Below are 24,739 nucleotides of genomic sequence, written 5' to 3'. Positions count from 1 at the left end.
TTTCCCGGCCACCAGGGCGTGCATATCCTGCGCCCCCCCGCGGGCCACCACGACTACGAGATCGCCGTGCGCTTCGCCAGCGACGACGACGCCCAGCGCTGGCGGGAGTCCGCCGAGCGCCGCGAGCTGATGGCGACCATCCAGGGCGATCTGCAGCAGGCCGAGCGGGTGGAGATCGTCAGCGGCATCGACTACTGGTTCACCCCGCCCACGCCCGTCAGCAAGCAGCCGACCCGCTGGAAGCAGTGGCTGGTGACCACTGCGGTAATCTGGCCCCTGACCATCATCGTGCCGCTGCTGTGGCTACCGCTCTTCGGCCTGCTGCCGGCGCTGGACACCTGGGGCATCCGCCACGGCCTGGTGGCCGCCACTATCGTGGGCCTGGTGGTCTACGTGATCATGCCGCGGGTGGTGAAGCTGGTGGCACCCTGGCTATTCCGTTAGCCAGGCCGCCACCGCCGAACGCCTCCAGGGTCGGGAAGTCTCAAGGAGTCGAGGGCTCTCATGGAGTTGCCATGACGCTTGTGACACGACTTGGCGCATTGCTGCTGATCACGGCGCTGATCGCCGCCCTGCTGTGGGGCTACGGCGGTGTCAGTCGTGGCTACGAGGCGCTGCTGGCCCTGACCTACGCGGTCGAGGGACGTGAGTACCAGGCGGATCTCTACCGCCCGGAGACACCGCGCCGGGGCGCCTTGATCCTGGTCCACGGTTTCACCGAGGCGGGGCGTCGTGATCCCCGCCTGATGGAGTTCGCGGTGACGCTGTCCCGTCTGGGCTTTACGGTGATGGTGCCGGAGCTGGAGGGCCTGAAGCGGTTCTCCGTCAGTACCCGCGAGGTGGAGGCCATCGCCGACGCCATTCGCCATCTCACGGAGACGGAGCCGGTGGCGAGGTCGAACACCGCCCTGGCCGCCATCAGCCTGGCGGTGGGCCCGGCCCTGATCGCCGCCAAGCAGGAGGATACCGCCGAGCGGGTCCGCTTCCTGATCGCCCTGGGGGGCTACTACGACCTGACGGACATGCTGCGCTATGTCACCACCGGGGAGGATCGCGGCGGGGCTGGCCAGGCGGCCCCGCCGCCGCAGCGAGAGGGGCGCTGGGCGGTACTGCTGAGCCAGCTGCACTGGTTGGAGGACGAGAAGGACCGGGCCCGCCTGGCAACCATCGCCCGGCGCAAGCTGGACGACCCTCTCGCCCCGGTGCAGGCCGAGGTGGATCGCCTGGGGCCCCAGGCAAAGGCGGCCTACTCCCTGGTGACCAATGAGGATCCCGATCGGGTGGAAGGGCTGATCGAGGCGCTGCCGCCCTCTCTGCTGGAGGAGTTCGAGGCCCTCAACCTGTCAGCGCGGGATCTCGACAAGCTGCAGGCCCAGCTGGTGCTGATCCACGGGCCGAACGACCGGGTCATCCCGGTCAGCCACAGCCGGCGCTTGCGCCATGCCGTGCCGCAGGGCCAGGCCCGGCTCTTCGAGGCCGGGGGGCTCGAGCACGTGGAGGTCTCCCCCGGCTGGCGGGACGGCTGGGGGCTGTGGCGCGCCACCACCCATGTTCTGGCCCTGGGGGAGCGGCAGTGAGGTTCCCCTGGTCGAAGGGGAGGCCGGGAAAGCGCTCCAGCGGTCACTACGGGAGGTGCGTATCGACAATCCTCCTGGCCTCGCCGAAGGCGCGGTGGATCCATCGGCGGCGCGCCTCGCTCTGCTCTCCGCCAAGGCCGTCAGCCAGCCGTCGGTATCGACGGCGGTCTGCAGGGCGATGTCATGGCGCAGCGCCTGGTGGTCATTGAGATCCTCATAGCCCAGCGCCAGGCCGAACACGCGCTGTCGAACCAGAGTTTCGGTGCGATGCAGGCACCGCTGTGGATCACGCTCATCGCTGAGCCGGCGAGCGACGGCGCCCCAAGCGTCCTCGCTAGTGATGCGGCGTACGCCCCACCCGGGCGACGTTCCCGGAGACGAGGGCCTCGACGTGCGCCCGGTACGCCTGCGGGGTCATGCCCGTGTGGCGCTTGAACAGGCGACGGAAGTGACCCACGTCGTCGTATCCCACCGCACTGCTCACTTCCTGAACCGATCGCTGCTCGTTCTCCAGCAGGTGACGCGCCGCATTCACGCGCACCCGGTGCAGATAATGCCTCGGCGTCTCGCCGGTCGCCCGCTTGAATCGCCTCTCGAAGGTGCGCGCGCTCATACCGACACGCCGGGCCAACTGCTCGATCGAGTCGATATCGGTAAAATGACGGAACAGCCAGTCCTGTGCCTTCTGGATGCGTCGGTCCTCGTGAGCAAACTCCGGCGGCTCGGCCCCGTAGCCGATCTGCCAGGCACGCGGGGTCTCCAGCACCAGCGCCCGCGCCGTCTCCATGGCCAGCTGGTGACCGCAGAGCTTCTCGACCAGGTACAGGCTGAGATCCACCGCCGCATAAACGCCACCGCTGCAGAGCACATTGCCGGACTCGGTGATGACGCGCTCGGGCTGCCAGTGGACACGGGGATAGCGCCGGCGGCAGGCATCGACGACCGCCCAGTGCGTGGTGGCTAGCCGGTCCTCGAGTATCCCTGCCTCCGCCAGCAAGGCCGCGCCGGCGCAGACACCGGCGATGGTGACACCGCGCGCGTGCCACTCGCGCAGCCAGGGATAGAGGGCGGCATGGAGGGGACAGGCCGCCTCCAGGTCGGCGCCCACCGCGGCGACCAGGATCAGATCCGTGGCCTCGACCTCCTCGATCCCGCCATCCGGCTGCAGGACCAGCGAGACGCCCGTATGAACGGGGCGGCCATCCTGGGACACCGTGCGCACCCGAAACCGTGGCTCGGCATCCTGCCCACACATGAAATTCCACAGCACGCCCGCCGTACCGAAGATCTCCACCGGCGCGACCGCCGTGGACGGCATGCCGCCCTCGACCAGAACCACCGTCACATCCTGCATGGCTTGCCCCTGTTGGCGGGAATCTCCCCTAAATTTGGCGCCCCCCGCTCTGCTCGGCAAGTCCTCCCGGGAGCAGACTGCCGGTCAGGAGGAGGGGCAACCGGCCGAGCCGACCCACCTCCGGATGTCCTGCCACACCATCAGCATAGGGGAAGAACGATGAACACCGATGCAGACACCGAAGCCCTGAAGACGTCCCTCGGCGGCAACCTCCTGGGGCCCGATGACCCGGCCTTCACCGAGAGACGCCGGGTCTGGAACGGCATGATCGACCGTCGTCCGGCGTTCATCGCGCGCTGCCGCGGAACGGCGGACGTGGTCGCGGCGGTGGCCTTCGCCCGCAAGCGGGGCCTGCCGATCTCGGTCCGCGGTGGCGGCCACAACGTCGCCGGCACCGCGGTCGGGGACGATAGCCTGATGATCGACCTGTCGCTCATGCGCACGGTCATCGTGGACCCCGGCGCGCGCGTGGCCCGCGTCCAGGGCGGGGCCCTGCTGCAGGATGTCGATCGGGAGACCCAGGTCCATGGCCTGGCCACCCCGACCGGCCTGGTGTCGAAGACCGGTATCGCGGGGCTCTGCCTCAGCGGCGGGCTCGGCTGGATGCGGCGCAAGTACGGCCTCACCTGCGACAACCTGATCGGGGCCGAGGTCGTCACCGGCAACGGCGAGGTGGTCCACACCAGCGAGGCCGAGAACCCGGAGCTTCTCTGGGGCCTGCGCGGCGGTGGCGGCAACTTCGGCGTGGTGACCACCTTCGAGTTCCGGCTCCACCCGGTGGGGCCCGAGGTCGCCGTCACCTTCGTGGGCTACCCGGCCGACGACCGCCGGAAATGTTACGAGGCGTTCCGCGACTTCACGCGAAGCGCCCCCGAGGAGATCGCCACCCTGGTCACCGCGATCACGGTGCCGGACGACCCCGCCTTCCCCGTCCCGGACGCCCGCGGCAAGCCCGCCATCGCCTTCCTCGGAGTGTACGTGGGCGACCCCGCGGCGGGCGAATCGGCCATGGCCCCCCTGCGCCGAGTCACGGAGCCGCTCTTCGACCTGAGCGGCACGATGCGCTGGGTGGACATCCAATCGCTGCTCGATGCGAACTTCCCGGACGGCGGGCTCTACTACTGGAAGGGCCGCCCGCTGACGGCGGCCGCTCTCGGCGACGCCGGCATCGACATGCTCATCGACTACGCCGAGCGCCGCCCCTCACCGCTGACTGCGCTGGTGATCTGGCATTTGGGCGGGGCGATTCGACGGGTCGACGAGAACGGGACGGCCTACAGCGGCCGCGATGCCGAGTACATGCTTGCGGCCGAGTCGATCTGGAGCGATCGAGCCGATGACGAGGCCAACATTGCCTGGTCCCGCAGCGCAGTGGCCGACTTCGCGTGTTACGGGTGCGGCGATGGCTTTTATCTCAACTATCCCGGCTTCCTCGAGAACCAGGATGAAGACACCAGGGCCACCTTCGGCCAGAAGTACGCACGCTTGCAGGCACTGAAGGCGTCCTGCGATCCGCAGAACCTGTTTCGCTTCAATTCGAACATCACACCCGCATGACCGGCCTTGTAGAGATGGGCCCGGGCCTGGAGCCACGCCTCCTCACTCTGCGGGCGACACCGCTCGGCCTCCTCGCGCCCCACTTCGCCGGCAGAATTGACAATCCCGTACTACAGGTCTGGCAGAGCGGAACACAGAGCGACATCAGGGCTGGCCACGGGCGACGCTCGGCAGGGTGCGGTCCACGACCAACCGGCTTACACTACATTGCAGTATCCACTGCCGAAAGAAAGGAACAGCAATGTCGACGGGCGAAAAGAAAAAGATCGATCTGGCCCTGCAGGGAGGCGGCTCCCACGGCGCGCTGACCTGGGGCGTTCTGGATCGCTTGCTGGAAGACGAACGACTGGAGATCGACGGGATCAGCGGCACCAGCGCGGGCGCGATGAATGCCGTGGTGCTCGCCGATGGACTGCACAGGGGCGGCCGACAGGGGGCCCGTGACGCCCTGTATGCCTTCTGGAAGGCGGTCGGCGATGCGGCCCGCTTCTCGCCCATTCAGCCCAGCTTCTGGGATAGGCTGCTGGGAAACGACAGCCTGGACCACTCGCCGAGCTATCTCTACTTCGAGAAGCTCACCCAGCTGGTGGCGCCGGCCAAGCTCAACCCCCTGCGCATCAATCCGCTGCGCGACCTGGTCCTCAAGCTGGTCGATTTCGAGCGGGTCAACGCCTGCCGCCAGGTCAAGGTATTCGTCACCGCCACCAATGTGCGGACCGGCCGGGCGACCATCTTTCGCCAACCCGAACTGAGCGTCGATACCGTGATGGCCTCGGCGTGTTTGCCCACGCTCTTCCCGGCCGTGGAGATCGACGGCGAGGCCTACTGGGATGGGGGCTACAGCGGCAATCCGGCGCTCTATCCGCTGGTCGATGACCAGGGCTGCCGCGACCTCGTGGTGGTGCAGATCAACCCCCTGGTGCGCCAGAAGCTGCCGGACAGCGCCCGGGACATCATCAACCGGATCAACGAGATCACCTTCAACTCCAGCCTGATCAAGGAGCTGCGCAGCATCCAGCTGCTGCAGCAGCTGATCGAAGCCGAAGGGCTGGAGATGGAGCGTTTCCGCGCCATGCGCCTGCACCTGATCCATGCCGAGCAGGAAGTGGAACAGCTCTCCGCCTCGAGCAAGCTCAACGCCCAGTGGGAATTCTTGTCGCGCCTCTTCCAGCAGGGGCGCGGCTGGGCCGATCTCTGGCTTCAGGAGAACTTCGACTCCCTGTGCCAGTGCTCGACCTTCGATCTCAACACCGTGTTCAGCGACACCTTCCGCCCCCTCTCCCTCTCGTCAGCGATCGAGCGGGACGCCGAGGAGACAGACAAAAGCGAGGTCAAGGCATGACCGGTATCCTAGCCATCCTCGTTGCCCTGGTCCTGCTGATGGTTCTGGCCTACCGCGGCCTCAGCCTGCTGATCCTGGCGCCGGTACTGGCCGCCCTGGTGGCCCTGGTCTCCGTCGATACGCCCCTTCTGGCCAGCTATACCCAGGTGTTCATGGGGGCGGCGGGCAACTTCATCGTCAGCTTCTTCCCGCTATTCCTGCTGGGGGCGATCTTCGGCAAGCTGATGGAGGATTCGGGCAGCGCCGAGGTGCTGGCCAACACCATCGTCGCGCGCCTGGGGGAAGCCCGCGCCATCCTGGCGGTGGTGCTGGCCTGTGCGGTGATGACCTATGGCGGCGTCTCGCTGTTCGTGGTGGCCTTCGCGGTCTACCCCATCGCCGCCGCGCTGTTTCGCCAGGCCAATCTGCCCAAGCGGCTGATCCCCGGTACCATCGCCTTGGGCGCCTTCACCTTCACCATGACGGCACTGCCGGGCACGCCGGCCATCCAGAATGCCATTCCCATGCCCCACTTCGGCACCTCGCCCTTTGCCGCGCCGGGCCTGGGCATCCTCACCGGCCTGGTCATGCTGGGGCTGGGCCAGGCCTGGCTGACCCACCGGGCGCGCCAGGCCCGGGCAGCCGGCGAAGGCTATGGGGACCACCAGGGCGAGGCACCGGCGGCCGACCACCTGCGAGAGCGTGCCGCCGGCGAAGGCTTCGACCTGGCCGAGGTCACGCCACACCAGGCGCGCCGCGACCTGCCTTCCCTGTCGCTGGCGCTCTTGCCCATCGTGCTGGTCATCGCCCTCAACCTGCTGTTCACGGCGGTGGTGATCCCGGCCATGGACACGGGGTATCTGGCCGAGCCGATCTTCGGCGCAACCAGCATCGAGTCGGTGCGCGGGGTCTGGTCGGTGATCTCCGCCCTGGTGATCGCCATCGGGGTCCTCATCATCATCAACCTCAAGCGCCTCGAGGCCCTCACCACCACCCTGGACAGCGGCGCCAATGCCTCGCTGCTGCCGATCTTCAATACCGCCAGCCTGGTGGGCTTCGGTTCGGTGATTGCGTCGCTCGCGGCCTTCGAGACGATCAGCCTCTGGGTGACCTCGGTGGGCGGCGACAACCCCCTGATCTCGCTGGCCATTGCGGTCAACCTGCTGGCGGGCATGACCGGTTCGGCCTCGGGCGGCATGAGCATCGCCCTGGCGACGCTGGGCGACACCTACCTGGCCATGGGCCAGGCCGCCGGGATTGCCCCCGAGCTGATGCATCGGGTCACGGCCGTCGCCACCGGCGGGCTGGATGCCCTGCCCCACAACGGCGCGGTGATCACCCTGCTCTCCATCTGTGGTCTGACCCATCGCCAGGCCTATCTGGATATCGCGGTGGTGGCGATGGCGGTCCCGATCCTCTCGCTGGTGCTGCTGATCACCCTGGGCACCCTGGTGGGGTCGTTCTGAGCGGTGCGGAATCCTTCCCCTGTAACGTGACAACCGTTACAGCCCTGTATCGCCCTTGACACCTGTCACCCTCCCCCTGACCAAGGAAGCCCATGAGAAATCATGGGCTTACCAAGGATCTCCGCTTGCTCGCGGCTGGCATGGGCATTGCTCCTTCGTTCCGGTGGCCACCGTCACCGACAAGCATACGCAACGATGGAGATAAACCATGTTCGCTACTCTAAAGCGCGCCCCCCTGTCGGCGCCCCTTTCTCTGGCCCTGCTGATGACCAGCCAGCTGGCCCAGGCAGAAATCCCCGGTATGCGAGGCACCCAGCACTTCGGCTTTACCGTTCCCGATCGCCAAGCGGCAGTGGATTTCTTCGTCGATGTGATCGGCTGCGAGGCCTTCTTCACTATCGGGCCCTTCGGCCCCTTCGATGATGACTGGATGGACGTGAATCTCGATGTTCACGTAGAAGCCACTATCCCGGCCGCTCACCTGGTGCGCTGTGGCAATGGCACCAACCTGGAGATCTTCGAGTACACCGCCCCCGACCAGCGCACCGAGCAGCCACGCAACAGCGACATCGGCGGCCACCATATCGCCTTCTACGTCGACGACATGGATGAAGCCGTCGCCTACCTGAAGGAGCACGACGTGGAGGTACTGGGCGAGCCCAAGACCTTCACCGAGGGCCCCATGGAAGGCCTGAGCTGGGTCTATTTCATGGCGCCCTGGGGCATGCAGCTGGAGCTGGTCAGCTCACCCTACGGCATGGGCTACGAGGCCGAAACCAGCAGTCGCCTCTGGGATCCGCGTTTCTGAGCTTCTCCTCCCGCGGCGGCATCCCGGGATGCTGCCTCTAACCTCCCCCAATCCAGGATGCCGACATTGCCAAGCGCATGCTGACGACACGCGCAGACCAGATGACCTATCGCCGGACCGGCGATCGGCTTGAAAACAGCTCGCTGAATGCGCCTGGTATCATCGGCAGAACGACATCACGAGGTGGCCAGATGAAAAACACCATGAAAGCCGCGGTCTGGTACAAGGCCAGGGACCTTCGCGTGGAAACGGTCGAGATTCCGGCCCTCGAAGACCCTCACCAGGTCAAGGTAAGGGTCGCTGCATGCGGCATCTGCGGCAGCGACCTGCACGAGTACAGTGCCGGCCCCATCTTCATTCCGGTCGATGAGCCTCACCCCCTTAGCCAGCAGCGAGCGCCCATCATCATGGGTCACGAGTTCGCCGGTGAGGTCGTCGAGGTGGGTGAGGGCGTCACCCGGGTCAAGCCCGGCGATCGCGTGGCGATCGAACCCATCCTCTCGCCCCACAAGGATGGGCAATACCTTATGGAGCGCTACAATCTGACGCCCCTGCTGGGCTTCCACGGGCTCTCGGGGGGCGGAGGCGGCTTTGCGGAATACACCGTGGTCGGTGAGCACATGGTCCACCCCCTGCCCGACTCCCTCTCCTATGAACAGGGAGCGCTGATCGAGCCAGCCGCCGTGGGCTTGCACGCGGTGCGCCAGAGCTCACTGAAGGCCGGCGACAATGCTGTGGTCTTCGGCGCCGGCCCGATCGGGCTGGTGATCATCGAAGCGCTCAAGGCTGCCGGCGCGTCCAAGATCGTGGCCGTGGAACCCTCTTCCACCCGCCGGCGAAAGGCCGCAGACCTGGGTGCCTGGGTAGTGGACCCCCGGGAGCAGGACACAGTGGAACGGGTGCATGCACTGACCCAAGGCGGCGCCGACTTTGCCTTCGAGGTCACCGGGATTCCCTCCGTGCTGAACCAGGCCATCAACGCGACCCACGCTGGCGGAGAGACGGTCATCGTCAGCATCTGGGAAACGGAAGCGGCCTTCCAGCCCAACGACCTGGTGATCAAGGAGCGCACCATGAAGGGCATCATTGCCTACCGGCATATCTACCCTGCCGTGATCGCCCTTATGGAGCAGGGCTACTTCCGCGCCGAGGACCTGATCACCGCTCGTATCACCCTGGATGATCTAGTCGACCAGGGCTTCGAGGTCCTGCTCAGCGACAAGTCGCATATCAAGATGATGGTTCAACCCTGACGGCAGTGGGGCGCCGCTCAACGCAACGGGGCCCATCGGGCCCCGTTATCAGATGCTCGGTCTCAATAGATCCGCTCAGACAGCCTCGTCCAGGCGCACCAGTAACCCCGGCAGCGCCGCCTCGAGATCGAGCGACGGCACCACCTGCTCCAAGGCGATATGGGCCTCGGGGCAAAAGCGTTGGGGATCGCCGATAGCGTCCTGGAAGGCGTTGACCACCGCCACCAGTGCCTCCGGCGTCTCCCCCACCTGCATGGCGCCGTGGGCCAGCATCGCCATATCCTTGCCGCCACGCACGCGGCGCCAGCGCTGGGCGGTGCCCACCAGCTTGCGCTCGCCGATGCGCACGTTGAAGCGACCATCGCAGTAGGCGCCCGGCGCCTCGCCGAGGTTGGGATCCGCCACCCCCAGCTCGGCAAGCCACTCGCACCAGGGATCGCCCAGGCGATGATAGCCCCACTCCAGATGAGCGGCAGAACTGCCTACCCGGCAGCGCTGCGCCAGGGCCACGTTGACCACGGCCGGACATTGCGGCACCGGGGTGCCACCGGTGGAGCGGAAAGCGATCGGCCAACCCCGCTCGCGCAGCGCCTCCCTCGCCTCGGGAAAACCCGCCAGGCGTTCGTGACGGCGGGGCATCACCAGGGCTCGGTCGTGGGGCGACCAGGCCACCAGGCCGAAGTCGCTCTCACCGTGGCAGATCGACTCCAGCAGCGCCTCCTCCAGGGCCAGGCCCTCCGCCACGCTGGGGCGGCGCAAGGTCAGAGAATCAGTCCCCAGGGAAAAGGCAGGTGTCATGGATCGGCCTCCGCCTCAGAGTTCATGGTCGAAGGCATCGCTGGCCAACCCCTCGATACGCTCGCACAGGGCATCGAGGAAGGCCGCCGCCGGGGCGTCATTGACAGCGCGATGATCGAAGGTCAGCGACAGGCCGATCGACTCGGCGGCACGCCAACCGTCCGAGTCTGGCACGGCCCGGCTCTCGACACCACCGATGCCGAGGATCGCCACCTGGGGCAGGTTGAGCAGCGGCATGAAGTGATGCACCCGAGAGCGTCCCAGATTCGTGACCCTGGTAAAGGGCGCCCCCGGGGGGGGGCGGTCTCCGGGGTGTCGAGTCTCATGGCGGGCCTCCTCAGGATTCCAGGGTAGCGATCAGGGTTCCCTTGCTGACCACGTCGTCTTCTTCCTTGGCGATATTGAGGCGGCCGGCGCTCGGGGCCTCGATCTCGTACTGGGCCTTCTCCACCATCACCTCGGCGATCAGGTCGCCCTGGGCGACCTCGGCGCCATCGTTGACCAGCCAGGCGGTGATCACGCCTTCGGTCTCGCCCTCCCAGAGGTCCGCGGGCACGGTGATTTCGGTCGTCATGGGGTTTCTCCTCAACTCTCACTCAGCATTTGATGGAAGGCAGCGACGATCTTGTCGGCATTGGGCAGGGCCCACTGCTCCAGGGTCGGCGCGAAGGGAATGGGAATATCCGGGTAGGCCACCCGCTTGGGTGACGCCTTGAGGCGGCAGGCGGCGTGCTCGGCCACCGTGGCGATGATCTCGCCGCTGACGCCGTAGCTGTGGTAGTCCTCATCCACCACGATCAGGCGCCCGGTCTTGGCCACCGAGGCGCGCACCGTCTCACGGTCCAGCGGCACCAGGCTGCGCAGATCGATGACCTCGGCCGAGAAGCCCTCGGCCTCCAGCGCCTGGGCGGCGCGCAGGCAGTGATGCACCCCGGCGCCCAGGCTGACCAGGGTCAGGTCCTGTCCCTCACGGGTCACGGCGGCCTTGCCGATCTCCACGCTGTAGGGCGCTTCGGGCACCACCACGGTGGCGCCCTTCTCGGTGCCCAGCCAGCCCATGCCCTGCAGCGCCTTGTGGTACATGAACACCACCGGGTTATCGTCGCGGATCGCCGCGGTCATCAGCCCCTTGGCGTCATAGGCGTTGCTCGGCACCACCACCTTCATGCCCGGCAGGTGGGCGAAGGTACCGTAGAGGCACTGGGAGTGCTGACCGGCGTCCGAGTAGCCGCCACCGGTGGAGGTCATCAGCACCATGGGCACCGGGATCTTGCCGCCGGAAAAGTAGGTATTCTTGGCCATCAGGTTGTAGATGGCATCCATGCAGACGCCGAAGAAGTCGACGAACATCAGCTCGACGATGGGCCGCATGCCATCGGAGGCGGCGCCCACGGCGGCGCCGATGAAGGCGGTCTCGGAGATCGGCGTGTCGCGAATGCGCTCGGGACCAAACTCCTCGTGCAGGCCACGGGTGTTGCCGAAGACCCCGCCCAGGGGGCCCACGTCCTCGCCCATCACGAAGACCCGCGGATCAGCGCGCATCTCCTGGGCAGTGGCCTCGGCCATGGCCCGGGCGATGGTCAGCTTGCGGTTGGCGCTCTGGGTCGTAGTGGTCATTTTGTTACTCCCGATTCGACGAAGACGGTTTCCAGCGCCGCCTCGGGCGGCAGGAAGTCACTCTGCTGGGCGAAGCGGATGGCCGCCTCGACCCGCTCATGGGCCTCGGCCACCAGGTCGGCGTCACTTGCCTCGTCGAGCACCCCGGCCTCGAGCAGGGCCGCACGGTAGCGGGGAATGGGATCCGTGAGGCCTGCCTTCTCGCCCTTGGGCCGGTAGTCCTCGCCGTCGCCCATGAAGTGGCCGGCCAGGCGCACCGTCTCGATCTCGATCAGGCTGGGGCCCTGCCCCTCGCGAGCCCGGGCAATCGCCTCGCCGGCGGCGGCGAAAACGCCCTCCACGTCGTTGTCGGCCACATGATGGCCGGGCATGCCGTAGGCAGCGGCCCGGGTGTCGTTGCGCGGCACGGCGGTAGAGGCCTGCTTGGCCACCGAAATGCCCCAGGCGTTGTCCTCGATGACGAACACCACCGGCAGTTGCCACACCGCCGCCAGGTTCAGCGCCTCGTGGAAGGCCCCCTGGTTGGCCGCGCCTTCGCCCATGAAGGCCACCGCCACCCCGGGCTTGCCCTGCATCTGCCGGGAGAGCGCCGCCCCCACCGCCGGCCCCAGGCCCTCGCCGATGATCCCCGAGCAGGAGAAGTTCACCTCGCCATCGAAGAGGTGCATATGCCCTCCTCGCCCGCCGGAAAGGCCGGTGGCCTTGCCGAAGATCTCGGCCACCATGGCGTCCAGGTCGACCCCCTTGGCCACGGCGATATGGTGGGGACGGTGGGTGGCGGTGACGATGTCGTCGGCCTCGAGATGAGCACAGACCCCCACGGCACAGGGCTCCTGGCCATTGGAGAGGTGCATCTCGCCGGGGATGGGCCCCTTGGCCATGTTGAAGACCGGTGTCTTGCCCTCCATATAGAGCGCCTCGATGCGCTCCTCGAGGTAGCGGCTCAGCACCATGTGGCGGTACATCCAGCGCCGCTGGTCGGCTGTCGGTTGCATGGGGATTCCTCCTCTCAGAGTTCGCCGCGCGACAGGCGCTCGGCAATGTACTCGGCTTGACGAATGGTCAGGGCTACGATGGTCAGTGTCGGGTTTTCCGTCCCGCTGCTGGTGAACTGGCTGCCGTCCGAGATGAACAAGTTGTCGATATCGTGGGACTGTCCCCACTGGTTGACGACGCCATCCTGGGCGCTGGCATGCATGCGATTAGTGCCCATGTTGTGGCTGGCAGGATAGGGCGGCAGGTCGTTGACATGGTGCGCACCGATGGCCTCGAACAGCTCCCTGGACATCCGGTAGGCGTGGCTGCGCATGCGCGTATCGTTGTCGTGATCGGCCTTGTGAACCACCGGCACCGGCAAGCCGTACTGGTCCTTCTTCGTGGCATGCAGGGTGATACGGTTGGACTCCAGGGCAAGGTCTTCCCCGCAGATCCAGAACCCCGCCATCCGGCTGTAGTTCTCCATGGAGCGGGCGAACTGGCGCCCCCAGCCATTGGCAGCGCCCGGGTCCAGGAACGCCGCCATGAAGGGCAGCCCCAGATGCAGTGCCTCCAGCTCGTAGCCACCGACATGGCCGCGGGAGGGGTCGTTATCCTCCCACTCCTTGACGATCCCGGGCACCACGGTGCTGCGCTCCATATGTACCGGGTGATCGAACTCCGCGTAGGAGCCACCCGTCACATGGGTCATGTAGTTCTTGCCCACCTGGCCCGAGGAGTTGGCCAGTCCATCGGGAAACAGGCTGGAAGCAGAATTGAGCAGGAGGCGCGGCGACTCGATGGAGTTGGCCGCCACGGCGACGATGCGTGCCTTCTGGAATTGCTCTTCCCCATTGGCGTCGACGTACAGGACACCGCTCGCCCGACCCTCCCGATCATGCTCGATCCGGAGAGCCATGCAGTTGGGCCTGACCTCCACGTTTCCGGTGGCTTCGGCCTTGGGAATTTCCGCGTACAGGGTCGACCACTTGGCGCCGAAGCGGCAGCCCTGCATGCAGAAGCCGGTGACCTGACAGGGCGCCCGCCCGTCGAATGGCAGCGTGTTGATGGCCAGGTGTGCCTGCTCGCAGCGGGCGCCGATTCTGTTGGCACCTGCTTCGATGACCTGATAGTGGGTGCTCTTGCCATGAAAGGGCATACCGGTCGCCTCGGTGCCGCAAACCCCCATCTTCTTTTCGGCCAGGGTGTAGTAGGGCGCCAGGTCCTCAAGCGACAGCGGCCAGTCCTCCACATTAGCCCCGGCGATGGGGCCATTGAGCGTCTTCATCTTGAACTCGTGTTCCTGAAAGCGCATGGCCACCCCGGCCCAGTGGATGGTGGATCCACCGACACCCTTGACGATCCAGGCAGGCAGATTGGGAAAGTCCTCGGCCAGGCGAGACGGCCCCACCAGATTCCGCTGGTCGAGCCAGCTGATCTTGTTGAACATCCCCCATTCGTCGTTTTCGATATCCTCCATGGTAAAGCGCTTGCCGGCTTCCAGAACCACCGAGCGAATGCCTTTCTGTGCCAGCTCATTGGCGAGGGTGCCACCTCCGGCTCCGGAGCCGATGATCACCACCAGGCTGTCATCATTTAAATCAAATTGCCTGCTCATTCTCTTGCACCCCTATGTTGTTATCGTGGAAGGGACCGCGCCTCGCCGTCACCGGCGATCCGGTCAAAGCCAATCCGGTTCGGCGTCGAAGCCGCGGTGCAGATACCCCCCCTTTTCCCAGGAGGAACCGCCGTAGCCAAACTCGGTCCACAAGTCAGGGTTGTTGTAGATCCCCATCAACAGATTGCTCTTGACCTTCGCGAAGAACGGCGTGTGCTGAATCTCCCGCAACAACGCTTCCCGCTCGGCATCATTCGCGATCCCGGCATAGGCGCTGCCATGGGCGGCCCGGGCGCGGCGATCCAGGTCGTCGAGACCGGAGGCGATCTCATCACGCTCCTTCTCCAGCAGCGCCGTGAGGGACTCCAGGTAGTCGCGATCCGCGATCGACTCGTGGGGATAGATATCGCGGCCCACACGCAGCAGGCGGCTTGCCAGGTCGGGGTCGGCCAGGGCCCAGCGCGGCCACAGGCCGGTGGCGCTGAGGGCCAGGCTGCCGGCGGTCAGGGTGCCGGTCAGGGTGAGGAAGCGGCGACGGCTGAGCGTCATCCGGTTTGAAGCGATCATGGCATGACTCCTCGTCTTGTTATTGGCAGGCTCACCGAGGCGATGGCCACACCCATGACAGGGGCAGCTTCTGTGCCAATTTGACGAGGAAAAGAGCCAGGATACTGATAGGAAAAAGAAATAAGGATCACTCACATCACAGCCACCTGGGACCGGGCGGCGCGGATGTGACAACGGGCCGAACACTTCGTGACAGGGCCCTTTACAGTGATCGTTACAGGTGTAACGGGGGCGACAAAGGTCGTATCTCGATCGCCTGAGCGGCGTCTTACCTTGACACCATGACAATCACAACGACCGCGACCGGCAGAGGCACACCATGACCGCCACCCTGAGCCAGCGTCAGCATGTCGAAATCATCCTCGACTCCCTGAATCGTTCCGGGGCCCAGGGGGAACACGCCATCATCGAACGCTCCTGGCGGCGCTGCATCGACCGCTATGGCCTGGACCCTGCCCGCCCCACCCCGGCCCGCTACGTGCCCGGCGTCACCCTGCGCGAGCATCAGGACCAGGCCGACGACCTGCTCCAGGTAGCCCGTGCCGGCGTCGAGCAGCTCTATCGCCAGGTGGCGCCGCTGGGCTACGTGGTGCTGCTCACCGACGCCCGCGGCATCGCCGTGCAGTTCCTCGGTGCCAAGCGCGACCAGCGCGAGCATCAGCGCACCGGCCTCTACCTGGGCGCCGACTGGAGCGAGGCCCACGCCGGCACCTGCGCGGTGGGCACCTGCATCCACGAACGCAGCGCGCTGACCTGCCATCACAGCGATCACTTCAGTGCCCACCATATCCAGCTGACCTGCACGGCGGCGCCGATCTTCGATCCCCACGGCCAACTGCTGGCGGTGCTCGATATCTCCGCCTACCAGTCGCCGGCCACCAAGGACTCCCAAACCTTCGCCCTGCAGCTGGTGAAATACACCGCCAAGATGATCGAGGACGCCTACTTCCTGCAGCGCTACGGTGACCACCCCATCGTCTGCCTGGACCGCTCCCGGGAGTTCGTGCAGATCAACCGCCGCTACCTGCTGGCCATCGAGGAGGATGGCAGCCTGGTGGCGGCCAACACTGCCGGGCGCAAGCTGATGCGCCACCACGGGCTGCCGCTGCCCGAGGCCGGCGAGGCACGGTCCTTCCGGGCCTGGAACATCCGTGACCTGCTCGATGCCGAGGTGGACGAAGTGCTGGCCATCCCGCAGCACAGCGACGATCGGGTCCAGGCCTTCCATACCCGCCGCCACCGGGAGATCCACTTCGCCACCCTGATCGAGCCGCCGCGTCGCGCGCCCGACGCCACCTCGGCCCGAGACACCAGCCTGGCTCCCTTGGAGGCACTGGCCGACGACGACCCCAGCATGCGCGACACCCTGACCCGGGCCACCCGGCTGCGCAATGAGCCGATCAACATCCTGGTGATCGGTGAGACCGGCACCGGCAAGGAGCGCATGGCCCGCGCCCTGCACGAGTCGAGTCGGCGCCACGACCGCCCCTTCGTGGCCATCAACTGCGCGGCGATGCCGGAGTCGCTGATCGAAAGCGAGCTGTTCGGCTACGAGCCAGGCAGCTTCACCGGCGCTCGCAGCAAGGGCATGAAGGGCCTGATCGCCCAGGCCGACGGCGGCACCCTCTTCCTCGACGAGATCGGCGACATGCCGCTGCAGCTACAGACCCGCCTGCTGCGGGTACTGGCCGAACAGGAAGTACTGCCCATTGGCGCCAGCCGCCCCACCAAGGTGGAGCTGAGGGTCGTCGCCGCCACCCACCGCGACCTTCGCGAACTGATCGCCGCCGGTCGTTTCCGCGAGGATCTCTTCTACCGCCTGAACGGCGCCAGCCTGCGCCTGCCACCGCTGCGCGAGCGGGCCGACAGGGGCTACCTGATCCGCCAGATCTTCGCCGAACTCAACCGTGAGCGCGGCAGCCGGGTCCGGCTGCGCGGCGATGCCATCAGCGCCCTGCTCGCCTACCCCTGGCCGGGCAATATCCGCGAGCTGCATAACGCCCTGCGCTATGCGTTGGCTACCGGCGACGGCGAGGAAGTGGTGGTCGGTGACCTGCCGGAAGAGTGTCTCCACGGCCAGCTGGCGCACCCCGGCGCCGGGCAACCCGAGGCTTCGCACGTCGAGGGCACCACCAGCAGCCAGGGGCCGCCTGCCGCCACTTCGCGACCACTGGAACAGGATCTACTCTATCGGGCGCTGTGCCGCCACCAGTGGAACATCAGCGCCGTGGCCCGGGAGCTGGGGCTATCACGGCCCACCATCTACCGACGCATGAAGCGGCTGGGCATTGTGCCCCCCAACCAGCAGATGCCGACTTGAGCCAGGGCTCTGGGCCCCCCAACCAGCAGATGCCGACTTGAGCCAGGGCTCTGGGCCCCTAGTCACGGGCAATGGCCCGTCCCACGGTCAGCGCCTCGCACAGCGGGGCGGGGAGCGCCTCCCGATAGGCCGCGTCCGGCTCGACGCCCAGGCCGTCGAGCACCTTGGTGAAGAAGGCCCGTCCCGCCACCACCGCCACGAGGTCGAAGATCTCGTCGTCGGCCAATCCCCTCGCCCTCAGGCGCTCGACGTCATCGGCCGTGATCCGGCTGGCATCGCGCGTCACCCGGCGGGCGAACGCCAGCACCTCGAGCTCCGCGGCGTCGAGGCCGGAAGGCTCGCCGCCGCGAGCGATCGCCGCCACGGTCTCGTCATCGAGCCATTGGCCCAGCGCCTCGCCGTGGGCCAGGGCGCAGTAGCTGTTGCCCAGCACGCTGGCGGCGGCCAGGGTCGCCAGCTCGAAGCGCCGCGGCGCGACCTGCCGGCGGATGCTGGCCAGCAGCGCCGCCCAGTTCGCCATCACCTCGGGGCGATGGCTGAATGCCCGGGCGTAGTTGGGCAGATAGCCGAAGTGGGCCGCCTGGCGCCGGTACATGGCCGCCACCTCCTCCGAGGCCCTCTCGGGCGCGATGGTCGCGATATAACTCATGGTCGATGCTCCTGATGCCGTGGTGGGGAGAGACGATCAAGCCGTCGCGGCGCGAGGGTGCAGCCAGCGGGGCAGGAGCTCGTCGGGGTCGAACGCGAGCTCGGGATCGACGCGGATGCCGCACGCCGCCAGGCGCTCGCCCAGCGAGCCATCCCGCCAGGCCGCAAACAGCTCGCTGCAGCCGCCGAGCCACTGCCCGCCGATGGCGATCTGGGGAATGGTGGCGGCCCCGGTGCGCCGCGCCAGCACCGGTCGCACCCGCACCCCCAGGTCGTCGTCCTGACAGCCCGGCCCATCGAGCTCGACGCTCAGGTAGGGGACGCCGAGCCGGTCGAAGAGCTTGCGGGCCGACCAGCAGAACTCGCACCAGGCCAGGGTGAACATCACCACCCGAGCCCGAGCCAGGGAGTCGTCGACGAAGCGCTCGGCCTCGGCATCCAGGGTCGCCACGGGCTCGGCTACCGGCGCCGGCATGGCCGCGGGGCGATCGAAGCGATACCCCGGCGTGGAACGCGACAGGGCCTGCTCCTCGTCATCCATCTCGTCGCGGATGGTCTCGAAGAGCGGGGTCGAGAGGTAGCGCTCGCCGGTATCGGGCAGCATGCAGACGATACGCGAACCGGGCGCGGCGCGCCGCGCCACCGCCAGCGCCGCCGCCAGGGTGGCACCGCTGGAGATCCCGGCGAAGATCCCCTCCTTGCGCGCCAGCTCGCGGGCCAGGCGCAGCGCCTCGCTCCCGGCCACCGGCACCACCTCGTCCACCAGGCCGGCCGTCACGGCCTGCTCGGTCAGCGGCGAGATGAAGTCGGGGCTCCAGCCCTGCATCAGGTGGGGACGAAAGCCGGGATGGCTGAGCGTGCGGCCCCCGTCGCCGCGAGGCTGGGCCATGCCGCTGCCCAGCAGCGGCGCATTGTCCGGCTCGGCGACCACGATCCGCGTGGTCGGGTCGGCCGCCTTGAGCGCCCGGGCCACGCCCTGCAGGGTGCCGCCGGTGCCGAAGCCGGAGACCCAGGCATGCAGGGGCTCGCCCTCGAGGTCATCGAGGATCTCCCGGGCCGTGGTGCGCTGATGCACCTCGGCGTTGGCCGGGTTCTCGAACTGGCGGCACAGGTAGTAGCCGTGGGTCTCGGCCAGCTCGATCGCCTTGGCGAGCATGCCGCTGCCCTTCTCCGACGCCGGGGTGAGCACCACCCGGGCGCCGAGGAAGCGCAGCAGGCGGCGGCGCTCGACGCTGAAGTTCTCGGCCATGGTCACCACCAGGGGGTACCCCTTGCGGGCGCACACCATGGCCAGCCCGATGCCGGTATTGCCGCTGGTGGCCTCGATCACCGTCTGACCGGGGCGCAGCGCGCCGCTGCGCTCGGCGGCCTCGATCACCGCCAGCGCCATGCGGTCCTTGACCGAGCCCATGGGATTGAAGGCCTCCACCTTCACGTAGAGGTTGACGTCCGGCGGGGCCAGCCGGGCGAGGCGCACCAGGGGGGTGCCGCCGATGGTGTCGAGGATGCTGTCGTGGCGTGCCATGGAGTCTCTCCTGCGCTTCTTCTGTTCGAGGTGGGGTACAGGAGTAGCGTCGCCAGGCGCCGGGGAAGCGGGCGTGGTAGCCAGCGTGGTATTTCACGCCCCAGGCGTGGGAATCATCGCCGGGCGCAACGGCTCGACGGGCTATACTGCTAGAGGACCCCATCAGGGGCAGACGACTATGGCGCTGACCCTCAACCTGCTCGGCGAGCTCGAAGTGATTCGGGACGGGCAGGTCTTGACGCTCCCCCCCTCGAAGAAGACCCGCGCCCTGCTCGCCTACCTCGCCCGGCACCCCCGCCCCTGCAGCCGCGAACACCTCTGCGATCTGCTCTGGGAGCTGCCCGACGACCCGCGGGGCTCGCTGCGCTGGAGCCTTTCCAAGCTGCGCCGCCTGGTGGACGATCCCGAGCGCCCGCGGCTCAAGGCCGACCGCCTGGGTGTCGGCCTGGAGACGGCGGAACTCGATATCGACGTGGCCCGGCTGCACGCCCTCCATGCCCGGGACCTGGCGCAGGTCGACACCCTTGAGCTTGAGGCCGTTGCCGCCCGCTATCGCGGCCCCTTCCTGGAGGGGCTGGAGCTGGACAACTTCCACGACTTCCACGGCTGGTGCCTGGCCGAGCGGGAGGCGGCCATGCGCGCCCAGCTGGCGCTGCTGGCGGCCCTCGTCGAGCGCCTGGCCGAGACGCCCGAGCGCGCCCTGCCCCAGGCCCACGCCTGGGTGCGGCTCGCCCCCTTCGACGAGACGGCCCGCGCCCGCCTGGTCCGGCTGCTGCTGGCCCTGCACCGCCCCCGGGACGCCGAGCAGCAGCTGCAGCTGGGCCTGCGTCTGATCCGCGAGGCGGGCCTGCCGCTCGGCGGCGAGCTGCTGCGCGTCTGGCGGGCGCCGCGCGATGCCCCCGCACCGCCGGCCGCGGCGGCCTCGGGGGTGGGATCGGATCAGGAGGGCGCCGCGCTCCCGGAGGGCGACACCCAGGAGGTGCTGCGCTGGGCGGCGCTGCTGGCCCCTCGCCTCGACCCGGCGACCCTGGGGCAGCTGGCGGGGCTCGAGACCAACCGCCTCGGCGCCGCCCTGGAGGTGGCCGAGCGCCATGGGTGGCTGACCAGCGGCGAGGCGGGGCTGCGCTTCCCCCGCCCCGAGCTCGCCCGGGAGTTCTACGCGGCCATCTCCCCCGTGCGGCGCCAGGCGATGCATCGACGCCTCGCCGAATGGCTCGCCGAGTCGCCGCTCTACGACCTGGAACGTGCGGCCGAACTGGCCCACCATGCCCAGGCCAGCGGCGACCCGGCACTGGCCAGCCGGGCGATGATCACCGCCGGCCGACTCTGCCTGCGCCTCTTCGCCAACCAGCAGGCCCTGGACTTCGCCCAGCGGGGCCTGGCGCTGGCCGGAGAGGTCGCCGGCACCCAGGGCGTCTGCCTGGCCCTGGAGCTTCACGACATCCTCTACAGCGCCGCGCCCCTGGCGGACTGGGAGGCCGGCGCCGGCGAGGTGGTGGCCCTGGCCGAGCGGGCACTGGAGCACGGCGCCCTGGCCCATGCCCGACTCGGCTACCAGCTGGCCAGCCATATCCGCTGGGCCCACGGCCAGTGGTCGGGGGCCCACGAGGAGACCCTCCAGGCCGAGCGGGTGACCCGCTGTGCCGACGACCGCGAGCAGGTGATCGCCATGGCCGAGACGGCGCGCTGCCTGGCCATGCTGGAGCGCGACCTGGAGCAGGCCACGGCGATGCTGGCCCAGGCCCGCGACCTGGCCGCCCAGCGCCACCTTCATCATCCCGCCATTCCCCTGGCCGAGGGGCTGATCGCCCTTCACGCCGACCGCTTCGACGCGGCCGAGACACACTTCAAGGACGCCCGCACCCTGTGCAAGGCCACCGGCGACCGCCTGAGCGAGTTCCAGGCCCAGGAGTTCCTGCTGCTGATCGACCTGGAGCGCGACGACTACCCCCGGGCCCGGGAGCGCTGCGGCGAGCTCTGCGCCCTCGGCGAGCGGCTGCGCCACGGCAGCGAGGCCCCCTTCGCCGCCGCCGCCGAGGCACTGTGCCGCTACGCCCTGGAGGAGGATCCCGGCCCCTTCGGCGTCGCCCTGGTGTCGCTGCGCCACGCCGATGCCCGTCACCGCCTGGCGGTGCTGCTGCTCCAGGCGGCGCGCCTCGACCTGGCCCGAGGGCGCCCCGAGACGGCCGCCGCCCGGGCCGCCGAGGCCCTCGAGCATGCCCGACTCCTGGAGCGCCCCACCGAGCAGCTGTTGGCCCTGGCCCTGCTGGCCGAGGCGGCCCACCGGACCGGCGATCTCGATGCCCGCCAGCGGCACGCCGAGGCGGCCGAGGCACTGGCCCAGGGCCCGGTGGCCGGCTGGGCCCGGCGACGCTACCGGGCGCTGTACCACGCCCCGGCCGCAGAGGGCGAGGCATGATCGACGTCTTCCTGGAGCGGCGCCTCGCTCGCCCCGTCGCGCCGGACCTGGTGCGCTCCATGACCCTCGCCGCCCAGGGCTGCTTCGACCTGCACCACCTCGCCTGGCAGGGGAGCCTGCTGGCCCGGGACGGCCGCCGCCTGCTCTGCCACTTCCAGGCCCCGGACCTGGAGTCGGCTCGCCTCGGCCTGCGCCGGGCCGGGGCCGACGTCGGCTCGCTGTGGGCCGGCACCCTGCACGATGCCCCCGGCCTGGAACCCGCGGCGCTGGCGGAGGCCAACGTGGTGGTGGAGCGTCGCTTCGCCGCCCCGGTCAGCGTCGCGGCGATCCAGGCCCTGGAGGACGCCGGCGCCGCCTGCCTGCAGCATCACCGGGTCCGCTTCCTGCGCACCCTCTACGCCGCGGATCGCCGGCGCATGCACTGTCTCTACCGCGCCCCGGACGCCGAGTCGGTGCGCCTGGCCCAGCACCAGGCCGGCATGCCGGTGACGCGGATCTGGGCCTGCCAGCGCATCGCCCAGCCGGCCGCTTCCACGGCCGCCCCCTGAAATACCACGAGCTCTCCCACGCTGGGTCCCACGCGACACGCCCAGGCTCGTAGCTGACCACCCCAGGCTGGTCACACAACGACAACCGAGGAGAGACCCCATGCAGACCGCCACCCCCACCATCGACAAGACCATCGACAATGGCGTCAACGTCACCGCCCTGCTCGGCGCCCGCGAGGCCCTGTCCCAGGCCCCAGAGGCCGCCCGCTTCACCTGGTGCGCCCAATGCGACTGGATCAACGGCACCCACAGCCGCATCGCCGTGGAAGAGTTCCAGGGCCTCGGCGAGCCCCAGCGCCACCGGATGCGCTTCACCTTCGATGCCGACCACCCCGAGATCTTCGCCGCCGAGGACCAGGGCCCCACCCCGGTGGAATACGTGCTGGTCGGCCTGGCCGGCTGCCTCACCGCCGGGATCGCCGCCGTCGCCCAGAACCGCGGCATCCAGCTGCGCTCGGTCAAGGCCCGCCTCGAGGGCAGCATGGACATCCAGGGGATCCTGGGCATGGACCCCGAGGTGCGCAACGGCTTCGACGACGTCCGGGTGGTCTACGAGATCGATGCCGACGCCAGTCGCGCGGAGATCGAGGCGCTGGTCGCCCAGTCCCAGAAGCGCTCGGCGGTCTTCGACCTGCTGACCAACCCCACTCCCGTCATGGTGACCGTGAAATGAACCCAGGGCGCTCGCCGTGACCGTCCTGGTCATCGGCGCGGGACACGCCGGGCTCGCCATGGGCCACCACCTGGCGCGGCGCGGCATCGATCATGTGATCCTCGAGCGTGGCGAGGTGGCCAACGCCTGGCGCCACGAGCGCTGGGACTCGCTGCGCCTGCTCACCCCCAACTGGCAGTGCCGGCTCCCCGGCCAGGCCTATGTCGGGACCGACCCCGAGGGGTTCATGAGCATGCCGGAGCTGATCGCCTTCCTCGACGCCTACGCCGGGGGGCTGGACTCGCCGATCCACACCGACACCCGGGTGACAGCGGTGCAGGCCTGGGACGACGGCTACCGGGTGGAGACGGATCGGGGGACCTGGCGCTGCCGAGCCCTGGTGATGGCCACCGGCGCCACCCAGCTCCCGGTGGTGCCCGCCCTGGCCGAGGCCCTGCCGCCCTGGGTCACCCAGCTGACGGCGCTGGCTTACCGCCGCCCCGACCGGCTCCCGCCGGGCGGCGTGCTGGTGGTGGGTGCCTCCGCCACCGGCGTGCAGCTGGCCGACGAGCTCCGGCGCAGCGGCCGGCCGGTGACCCTCGCGGTGGGCGAGCACCTGCGCCTGCCCCGCCGCTACCGGGGACGCGACATCCAGTGGTGGCTGGAACGGGCCGGCCTGCTCGACCAGCGCTACGACGAGGTGGAGGACCTGGCCCGGGCCAGGCGCCAGCCCTCGCCCCAGCTGGTGGGCGGACCCGCGCCTCGCGACCTGGACCTCAACGCCTTGAGCGAGCGCGGCGTGCGCCTGGTGGGCCGCCTGGCCGGGATTGCCGGCAGCCGGCTCCAGTTCGCCGGTTCCCTGGCCATGCACTGCGCCTCGGCGGACCTCAAGCTGGGTCGGCTGCTCGACAACCTGGACGCCTGGGCGCTGGCCCACGGTTGGCACGAGCACCTGCCCGCCCCCGAACGCCCGGCGCCCACCCGCTTGCCGGCGCGGCCCTGCCTGGGCCTCGACCTGGCCGACGGCGAGATCAGGACGGTGCTCTGGGCCACCGGCTTCCGGCCCGACTATGCCTGGCTCAAGCTGCCGGTGCTCGACGCCAGGGGGCGCCTGACACACCGGGGCGGGGTGGTGGCCCCGGGGCTCTACGCCATGGGGCTGCCCTTCCTGCGCCGGCGCAAGTCAGGTGCCATCCACGGCGCCGACGACGACGCCCGGGAGCTCAGCGCCCACCTGGCCGCCTGGCTGGCCAAGCGCGGCAGGCGGGTCTCCCTCACCGCTTGAGCGCGGGGTCGAACCACTATACTGGTTGGCGAGGGCACCTCACCCGGCCCGGCGAGCCCCGCCGGGCCGTGACATCGATGACGAGGGCGCGCCATGTTGGAAATCCGCCTGCTGGGCGAGCAGCGGGTCCTGGCCGCAGGGACGCCGGTCGACACCCTGCACTCGTCGAAGGCCCTGGGCCTGCTGACCTACCTGGCCCTGCATGCCGGGACGCCGCTGCCCCGCCAGCGCCTGGCGGGGCTCTTCTGGCCCGACTCCAGCGAGGCCCAGGCGCGCACCAACCTGCGTCGCGAGCTGCATCAGCTGCGTGCCGCCCTGCCCGACCCGGAGCGCTGCCTCGCCGCGGATGCCCACAGTCTCTGCTGGCGGGAGGGGGCGCCCTGCCGCCTCGACCTGCTCGCCTTCCAGTACGCCGCAGACGAGGCCGAGGG

At 68.8% G+C, this 24,739-nt stretch carries 22 protein-coding genes and 2 pseudogenes; 13 read left to right on the top strand and 11 right to left on the bottom strand.

All coding sequences use genetic code 11. The annotated features are described in order from the left end of the window. Both J5F18_RS10825 and J5F18_RS10820 read left to right on the top strand, forming a co-directional pair. The coding region (locus J5F18_RS10825; RefSeq protein WP_346298659.1) for an antibiotic biosynthesis monooxygenase at nucleotides 1–444 on the top strand (444 nt) is incomplete at its 5' end. Between the two features lie 71 nt (nucleotides 445–515). Further along, nucleotides 516–1,577, top strand: coding sequence for a hypothetical protein (locus J5F18_RS10820; RefSeq protein ID WP_346298658.1), 1,062 nt, complete (start codon nucleotides 516–518; stop codon nucleotides 1,575–1,577). Nucleotides 1,578–1,739: 162 nt separating this feature from the next. On the opposite strand, the pseudogene J5F18_RS10815 reads toward J5F18_RS10820, so the two are convergent. Continuing rightward, nucleotides 1,740–1,880 (bottom strand): annotated as a pseudogene (locus J5F18_RS10815) (transposase); the annotation flags it as partial. Between the two features lie 31 nt (nucleotides 1,881–1,911). Beyond that, the gene (locus tag J5F18_RS10810) at nucleotides 1,912–2,931 is read right to left on the bottom strand and encodes a helix-turn-helix domain-containing protein (protein WP_346298657.1); all 1,020 of its coding nucleotides are present in this window, start codon (nucleotides 2,929–2,931) and stop codon (nucleotides 1,912–1,914) included. A 159-nt stretch (nucleotides 2,932–3,090) separates the two neighbouring features. Between J5F18_RS10810 and J5F18_RS10805 the strand changes: the two genes are divergently transcribed. The 5 genes from J5F18_RS10805 to J5F18_RS10785 all read left to right on the top strand — a co-directional run bounded on the left by J5F18_RS10805 (nucleotide 3,091) and on the right by J5F18_RS10785 (nucleotide 9,336). Further along, complete coding sequence (locus tag J5F18_RS10805; RefSeq protein WP_346298656.1) at nucleotides 3,091–4,488, top strand: FAD-binding oxidoreductase; 1,398 nt, start codon at nucleotides 3,091–3,093, stop codon at nucleotides 4,486–4,488. Between the two features lie 241 nt (nucleotides 4,489–4,729). Then, nucleotides 4,730–5,830 carry a patatin-like phospholipase family protein gene (locus tag J5F18_RS10800; protein WP_346298655.1) on the top strand — a complete coding sequence of 367 codons (1,101 nt, stop codon included), beginning with the start codon at nucleotides 4,730–4,732 and terminating at the stop codon, nucleotides 5,828–5,830. Beyond that, nucleotides 5,827–7,275, top strand: coding sequence for a GntP family permease (locus tag J5F18_RS10795; RefSeq protein ID WP_346298654.1), 1,449 nt, complete (start codon nucleotides 5,827–5,829; stop codon nucleotides 7,273–7,275). Before J5F18_RS10800 ends, J5F18_RS10795 begins: the two co-directional genes overlap by 4 nt. 208 nt (nucleotides 7,276–7,483) lie before the next feature. After that, nucleotides 7,484–8,083, top strand: coding sequence for a VOC family protein (locus tag J5F18_RS10790; protein WP_346298653.1), 600 nt, complete (start codon nucleotides 7,484–7,486; stop codon nucleotides 8,081–8,083). A 191-nt stretch (nucleotides 8,084–8,274) separates the two neighbouring features. Then, complete coding sequence (locus J5F18_RS10785) at nucleotides 8,275–9,336, top strand: 2,3-butanediol dehydrogenase (protein ID WP_346298652.1); 1,062 nt, start codon at nucleotides 8,275–8,277, stop codon at nucleotides 9,334–9,336. A gap of 75 nt (nucleotides 9,337–9,411) precedes the next feature. Here the strand turns inward: J5F18_RS10785 and J5F18_RS10780 are convergent, their stop codons facing one another. The 7 genes and pseudogenes from J5F18_RS10780 to J5F18_RS10750 form a co-directional block, all read right to left on the bottom strand. Further along, on the bottom strand, nucleotides 9,412–10,134 hold the full coding sequence (locus J5F18_RS10780; RefSeq protein ID WP_346298651.1) for a lipoate--protein ligase family protein: 723 nt from the start codon (nucleotides 10,132–10,134) through the stop codon (nucleotides 9,412–9,414). A 15-nt stretch (nucleotides 10,135–10,149) separates the two neighbouring features. Then, a pseudogene (locus J5F18_RS10775) lies at nucleotides 10,150–10,401 on the bottom strand (2-oxo acid dehydrogenase subunit E2); the annotation flags it as partial. A 70-nt stretch (nucleotides 10,402–10,471) separates the two neighbouring features. Continuing rightward, nucleotides 10,472–10,708, bottom strand: coding sequence for a lipoyl domain-containing protein (locus tag J5F18_RS10770; RefSeq protein ID WP_346298650.1), 237 nt, complete (start codon nucleotides 10,706–10,708; stop codon nucleotides 10,472–10,474). A gap of 11 nt (nucleotides 10,709–10,719) precedes the next feature. Further along, nucleotides 10,720–11,751, bottom strand: coding sequence for an alpha-ketoacid dehydrogenase subunit beta (locus J5F18_RS10765; RefSeq protein ID WP_346298649.1), 1,032 nt, complete (start codon nucleotides 11,749–11,751; stop codon nucleotides 10,720–10,722). Next, nucleotides 11,748–12,746 (bottom strand): thiamine pyrophosphate-dependent dehydrogenase E1 component subunit alpha, encoded by a 999-nt coding sequence (locus tag J5F18_RS10760; protein WP_346298648.1) that lies wholly within the window; start codon nucleotides 12,744–12,746, stop codon nucleotides 11,748–11,750. The genes J5F18_RS10765 and J5F18_RS10760 overlap by 4 nt, the downstream gene beginning before the upstream one ends. A 14-nt stretch (nucleotides 12,747–12,760) precedes the next feature. Beyond that, on the bottom strand, nucleotides 12,761–14,308 hold the full coding sequence (locus J5F18_RS10755) for a GMC family oxidoreductase (protein ID WP_346298647.1): 1,548 nt from the start codon (nucleotides 14,306–14,308) through the stop codon (nucleotides 12,761–12,763). Between the two features lie 99 nt (nucleotides 14,309–14,407). Beyond that, complete coding sequence (locus tag J5F18_RS10750) at nucleotides 14,408–14,911, bottom strand: gluconate 2-dehydrogenase subunit 3 family protein (protein ID WP_346298646.1); 504 nt, start codon at nucleotides 14,909–14,911, stop codon at nucleotides 14,408–14,410. 319 nt (nucleotides 14,912–15,230) lie between these two features. Between J5F18_RS10750 and J5F18_RS10745 the strand changes: the two genes are divergently transcribed. After that, nucleotides 15,231–17,231, top strand: a complete 2,001-nt coding sequence (locus tag J5F18_RS10745; protein ID WP_346298645.1) for a sigma-54-dependent Fis family transcriptional regulator — start codon at nucleotides 15,231–15,233, stop codon at nucleotides 17,229–17,231. Nucleotides 17,232–17,289: 58 nt separating this feature from the next. Here the strand turns inward: J5F18_RS10745 and J5F18_RS10740 are convergent, their stop codons facing one another. Continuing rightward, the gene (locus J5F18_RS10740; protein ID WP_346298644.1) at nucleotides 17,290–17,880 is read right to left on the bottom strand and encodes a carboxymuconolactone decarboxylase family protein; all 591 of its coding nucleotides are present in this window, start codon (nucleotides 17,878–17,880) and stop codon (nucleotides 17,290–17,292) included. A gap of 36 nt (nucleotides 17,881–17,916) precedes the next feature. Continuing rightward, nucleotides 17,917–19,404 (bottom strand): cysteine synthase A, encoded by a 1,488-nt coding sequence (gene cysK, locus J5F18_RS10735; protein WP_346298643.1) that lies wholly within the window; start codon nucleotides 19,402–19,404, stop codon nucleotides 17,917–17,919. Nucleotides 19,405–19,582: 178 nt separating this feature from the next. On the opposite strand from cysK, the gene J5F18_RS10730 reads away from it, so the two are divergent. The 5 genes from J5F18_RS10730 to J5F18_RS10710 all read left to right on the top strand — a co-directional run. Continuing rightward, entirely contained in the window at nucleotides 19,583–21,823 is a 2,241-nt protein-coding gene (locus tag J5F18_RS10730) for a hypothetical protein (RefSeq protein WP_346298642.1), read from the top strand. Next, nucleotides 21,820–22,371 (top strand): DUF4242 domain-containing protein, encoded by a 552-nt coding sequence (locus J5F18_RS10725; RefSeq protein ID WP_346298641.1) that lies wholly within the window; start codon nucleotides 21,820–21,822, stop codon nucleotides 22,369–22,371. Before J5F18_RS10730 ends, J5F18_RS10725 begins: the two co-directional genes overlap by 4 nt. A gap of 100 nt (nucleotides 22,372–22,471) precedes the next feature. Continuing rightward, nucleotides 22,472–23,044 carry an OsmC family protein gene (locus J5F18_RS10720; protein ID WP_346298640.1) on the top strand — a complete coding sequence of 191 codons (573 nt, stop codon included), beginning with the start codon at nucleotides 22,472–22,474 and terminating at the stop codon, nucleotides 23,042–23,044. A 16-nt stretch (nucleotides 23,045–23,060) separates the two neighbouring features. After that, the gene (locus tag J5F18_RS10715) at nucleotides 23,061–24,308 is read left to right on the top strand and encodes an NAD(P)-binding domain-containing protein (RefSeq protein ID WP_346298639.1); all 1,248 of its coding nucleotides are present in this window, start codon (nucleotides 23,061–23,063) and stop codon (nucleotides 24,306–24,308) included. A gap of 93 nt (nucleotides 24,309–24,401) precedes the next feature. Then, nucleotides 24,402–24,739, top strand: a 338-nt coding sequence (locus J5F18_RS10710) for a hypothetical protein (protein ID WP_346298638.1), incomplete at its 3' end; no start/stop codon positions are given.

The organism is Halomonas sp. BM-2019, assembly GCF_017584085.1.
Note: the sequence above shows the minus strand (reverse complement) of the source record. Positions and strands in the feature narration are given on the sequence as shown.